We start from the raw sequence: 4,671 nt of genomic DNA, 5'->3' as shown, positions 1-4,671 counted from the left end.
TACTCCCCACTAGTCGGTAACTGATTTCTCAGTCCAACTAATGGGGAGCAGTTCACCCTAGATCGCCGCGGGGCTTCTTCTATCCTCTCGCCCTTTCGTTTTTCTTTAGGTAAGGGTAAGTTAACTCCCACTATGACCTCGAACCCAATTACCCTGAACACCCCAGCGAACATTTCCGCTTACCGCGCAGCCTTCTCTGACCACCAACTTCTGGCCACCCCTTCTGATCCACACCACCGAATCATCTGCGCCACTGTTTATGACGTCAGCACCCCAGCAGAAAACCTGCAACGGATTGTCATCCACTCCCCCGAACTAGTCGGCTTTCAGCTTTCCGGCCCTGACGAATTCTTTGGCCTCTTTATGCCCGCTAGGTCCGGCGCGGGTCTCCATTTACCCCACCACGGTGGTGGCGCCAATATCCGCGCGAGCGTTGCAGCCATGCCGGAGACCCAACGCCCAAATCTACGTTGGTACACCGTTCGCTCACTCGATCCCGAGTGCGGACAGATAACTTTCGACGTGGCGACTCACGGCGTCAAAAATCCAAAGGATGAACACGTCGGACCAGGGCTCGCCTGGGCTCTTGCAACTCGTGTTGGCGACCAGGTAGGCATCTGGACATGCCAGGGTCTCTGGCACCGCGCGCAAAGTTCACAAACACTTATCGCAGACCCTTCTGCCGCACCTTCCATTCGCGCCATCTTGGAATACACGCAAGCTTTCGCCCAGGAACAGTTGTGCGACATGCACCTCGTGGTTGTCGCCGAGAACCACGACGACCTCGAGCCGTCCCTCGTCGCCGACTGGGAGAGCAAACTGGGCAGCCTAGAAGTGCTGTTTAGCGCAGCAACGGACTTCAGCACGGCAGTGATGTCCCACCTGCGGCAATTGGACCGTGCTGAACACCCTGCAACTCAGTCAAAGTACGTCTGGGTCGCGGGTGAAGGACAACTCTGCAAGGATGTTCGGCATCACGCGATTCACGCTTGGGGCCTCGCTAGCGAATCTGTGCAGTGGTGCCCCTATTGGTTCCTCGGGAGGGCTAGGCCTTAGGCCCTCCACTCAAGAACCCTGTGACGGGTACGCAACGATCCCTCGCGGCACGATGACCGGAGCCGTACCGCGGGGATCTTCCCACACCTCGGCTTTTAGGCCATATGCCTCGCGCAACACATCCACCGTCAGAGCTTCCTTTGGGGAACCCTCGGCGATCTTTCTCCCATCCTTCATGACGATCATCTCGTCGCTAAAGGTTCCCGCCAGGCCAAGATCATGAAGCACGGTAATCACCGTCTTGCCCTGAAGGGCCAGCTCGCGCACGATGCCGAGAATCTCCATCGCATGCGCCGGATCCAGGTACGTAGTCGGTTCGTCCAGTAACACGATTGGCGTATCTTGCGCCAGCACCATCGCCATCCAGACGCGCTGTCGTTGGCCGCCGGATAGCTCCGCCACGTCGCGGGCAACAAGATGGTCAACCTTCGTCTTCTTCAGCGCCTCGCGCACTTTTTCTTTATCTTCTGACGCCGTCGCTCCCCCACCCCAGAGCGATCGACGATAAGGGTGCCGTCCGCGTTCCACGAGTTCTCCAACGGTCAACCCCGCCGGACACAGCGGGTGTTGTGGCAAAAGCGCAATTAGTTGGGCGGCTTCGCGCGACCGCAAACTATGCACGTCTTTCTCCTGGGCAAGTACCTGCCCTTCGGTGGGCGCAAGCAGCCGAGAAAGCGTCTTGAGCAACGTCGACTTGCCACAACCATTGGGGCCTAAGAGCGTGGTGACCTTCCCGGGCTCTGCATTAAAAGACACGTCTTTAACAATGCTTGGGCCGTCGTTGTAGCCCACGGTGACGTGATCAACACGAACGTTCATTGAACCATTCCTTTCAGAGTTCCGCGACGGGCCGCCAGCCAGACAAGCAACACCAACGCGGGGCCACCGATAATGGCGGTAACCAAACCCACAGGGGATGTAAATGGCAGTGCGCCCGCCACGACGGCGCACGCAGCTAATAGAGCAGCGCCTGCAAAAGTAGAGCACAACGGATGGGGCGTGGGCGTTCCGGCCACCAGCTTGGCCAGCTGAGGAGCCAACAGTGCCACGAATCCAATTGGGCCGACAAAGGAAACCACCACCGCGACAATGCCCGTTGCGGCAATGAGCAAAATAGCGCGCACCCTCGTGACATTTACTCCAAGTGTGGACGCGGTGGCGTCATCATGAGAAAGAAGAGGAACGTCGCGCGTAACGCAGAGGCCTAAAACTACGAAGGGCAACAAGCCCAACACCATAGGCAACAAAGCCTCCGTACGCACAAAGCCGGTAGACCCAGCGAGCCAAGTTTGGGCATCAGTGGCACGAGTTAAGTCAGCTCTGAGCAGGAGATACTGCACTAAAGATTGCGTGAGGAAAGACAGCGCCAGGCCGATGACCACTACGCGCTGCGACGTTCCGAAACCACCGAGTAGAACGAGCAAACCAACGATCACTAGTGCGCCAACCAAAGCGAGTGCAGCACGCCACCAGAACGTCGGCACCCCCTCACTCCATGCGGGGCGGGTAACCACGGTGCCCGCTACAACCAGAACCGCTGCGCCACCGGAGACACCGAGAATGTCCGGGCTGGCCAGCGGATTGCGAGCCATGGTTTGGGTCCACGCGCCGGCCAGCCCCAGCGCCGCGCCGACCAGAACAGTAGCGATTGCTACAGGCAGGCGGAGATCCCACACCACGTTGATTGCTTGCTGCGTGCCCCCACCGGTGAGAACATCGATGACTTCCATCGGGCTAAGCTTCACCGCACCTTGCCCCAGGATTAAGCAATAACAAAGAGCCGCTATAAGGGCGAACCCCGATGTGGCTGCCAGGATGCGTCTATTTCGCGATCGCTTGATACTACGGATAGACGTCATATCGCTCATATCGCCAGCTCCGAGTCATTCGAGGTCGGTGAGCTCTTCTTACGCCGTACCGCCAGAATCATCACTGGGGCACCGACAATAGCTAGGACAATGGACATTTCCAGCTCATTAGGCTGCAAGACGAAGCGCCCCACAATATCAGCAAGCAGTACAGCCGCGCCACCGACGATGCCAGTTGGTAGCAAGAGGCGGGTAAGCGCCGGGCCAGTGAACGGGCGCAGTAGGTGTGGCACGGCGAAGCCCACGAATGTCACAAGTCCCACGGTGGCAGTCGCGGAACCGGCGAGGATGATCACCGCTGCGGCAGCCAACAAGCGGGTTCTCGTGGGCGAGCTGCCAAGGGAACGGGCGGAATCCTCGCCCATCGCAAGTAGATCCAGCGGGCGTGCTGCAAGCGCACCACATAGAGCACCTAGTGCTAGACCTAAAGCAGCTAAGGCCACGTCTTCCATACCCCGCCCAGCCGTGGAGCCGACAGTCCAGCGGCGGAGCCCTTCCAGGGTGTCGGAAGAATAGAGGCTCAGCATGTTCGTGGCCGCTTGCAGGGCAAAGGTAACTCCCACGCCCACGAGTACCAGAGTTAGCGGGTTACTCGATACGCGGGAAATCAACAGCACGATTAAGGCAGCGACGGCCGCCCCGACGAGCCCTACAAGTGTCCGCTCCCCGACCGTCGCTGCCCAGCCCAAGGTCAGTGCCGCAGCGACTGCGAAACTTGCTCCAGCGTTCACGCCGATAATGCCGGGATCTGCCAGGGGGTTGCGGGTCCAACTCTGAGCAATGGCACCCGCCATAGCCAGGGCCGCACCTGTGACCACAGCCAAGAGAGTGCGTGGAACGCGCAGGTCCCAAATGATGCCGGACTGTTCAGCATTAATCCCGGACTGTGCGGACGGGTGCGGACCATGCATGAGGATGCTGGTCACCTCGCCAATGGAAAGATCTTTGGAACCCAAGTACAGGGAAGCGAGCAGAAGCAGTGCCAAACCAACGAGTGCGGCCAAAGTAAGCAAACGCCGGGAAAACACCAAAGAATGTCGAGTTCTTGACGCAGACACTTTCAACTAGATTGCGTCAGAGAACTTGTCGACTGCCCAAGGGATGGTCAATGGGTTCGGCATACTCATTGCATTGCCCACGTTTTCGTTCATCCAGCGGACCTTGCCTTCGCGTACAACGTCCAGCTTGCTGAATGTTGGATCCTTCTTCAAGGTATCGGCGGCACCCTGGTAATCAAGGACGAAGAGATAATCGACGTTGTTGAGGTCGCTGTAGTTCTCAGGTGCGATGTCGCGGTAAAACTCGCCCCCGTTACCTTCGAGCTCCTTTGGGATCTCGAAGCCCAGGCTCTCGATAAACTGCCCACGGCCATCACCGGAGGTGTACAGGCCGATCTTTCCCTGATAAGGCATGACGATAGCCGCACGCTTGCCCTTGAGTTCAGGATGCTGCTTTTGGAAATCATCGAAAGCCTTCTGCGTTTCCTTGACAAGCTTGTCGCCTTCTTCTTGCTTGTCTACAGCGCCGGCGATCTGGTTGACCTGATCCCGCCATGGAATCTGCCAGTCCGTCGCACCGTCTGGCTTCACGGTGGTGGGGGCAATGTCATTGAGCGCCTTCTTCGCCTGCGTGTCCACGGCGGAGTTCACCGCAATGATCTTGTCCGGATCAGCGGCAGAGATCTTCTCCAGGATCTCAGCAGTGAATCCATTGGCAGTACCGTAAACCACCTCAGGCTTGTTGTCGC

At 58.3% G+C, this 4,671-nt stretch carries 5 protein-coding genes; 1 reads left to right on the top strand and 4 read right to left on the bottom strand.

All coding sequences use genetic code 11. The features are described from left to right. Positions 1 to 132 precede the first annotated feature (132 nt). A complete protein-coding gene (locus Q0331_RS03925) occupies positions 133 to 1,056 on the top strand; it encodes a siderophore-interacting protein (protein WP_298075056.1) in 924 nt (307 codons plus the stop codon). A 9-nt stretch (positions 1,057 to 1,065) separates the two neighbouring features. On the opposite strand, the gene Q0331_RS03920 is transcribed toward Q0331_RS03925, so the two are convergent. The 4 genes from Q0331_RS03920 to Q0331_RS03905 form a co-directional block, all read right to left on the bottom strand. Further along, positions 1,066 to 1,875, bottom strand: a complete 810-nt coding sequence (locus Q0331_RS03920) for an ABC transporter ATP-binding protein (protein WP_298075055.1) — start codon at positions 1,873 to 1,875, stop codon at positions 1,066 to 1,068. Next, a complete protein-coding gene (locus Q0331_RS03915) occupies positions 1,872 to 2,915 on the bottom strand; it encodes an iron chelate uptake ABC transporter family permease subunit (protein WP_298075060.1) in 1,044 nt (347 codons plus the stop codon). The genes Q0331_RS03920 and Q0331_RS03915 overlap by 4 nt, the downstream gene beginning before the upstream one ends. Positions 2,916 to 2,920: 5 nt before the next feature. Further along, a complete protein-coding gene (locus Q0331_RS03910) occupies positions 2,921 to 3,952 on the bottom strand; it encodes an iron ABC transporter permease (RefSeq protein WP_298075058.1) in 1,032 nt (343 codons plus the stop codon). Positions 3,953 to 3,988: 36 nt separating this feature from the next. Beyond that, positions 3,989 to 4,671, bottom strand: a 683-nt coding sequence (locus tag Q0331_RS03905; protein WP_298075053.1) for an ABC transporter substrate-binding protein, incomplete at its 5' end; no start/stop codon positions are given.

The sequence above is a fragment of the uncultured Corynebacterium sp. genome (genome assembly GCF_937999985.1).
In the GTDB taxonomy this organism is placed as follows: domain Bacteria; phylum Actinomycetota; class Actinomycetes; order Mycobacteriales; family Mycobacteriaceae; genus Corynebacterium.
The sequence above is the reverse complement of the archived record's forward strand: the minus strand, read 5'-3'. Positions and strand labels throughout refer to the sequence as shown.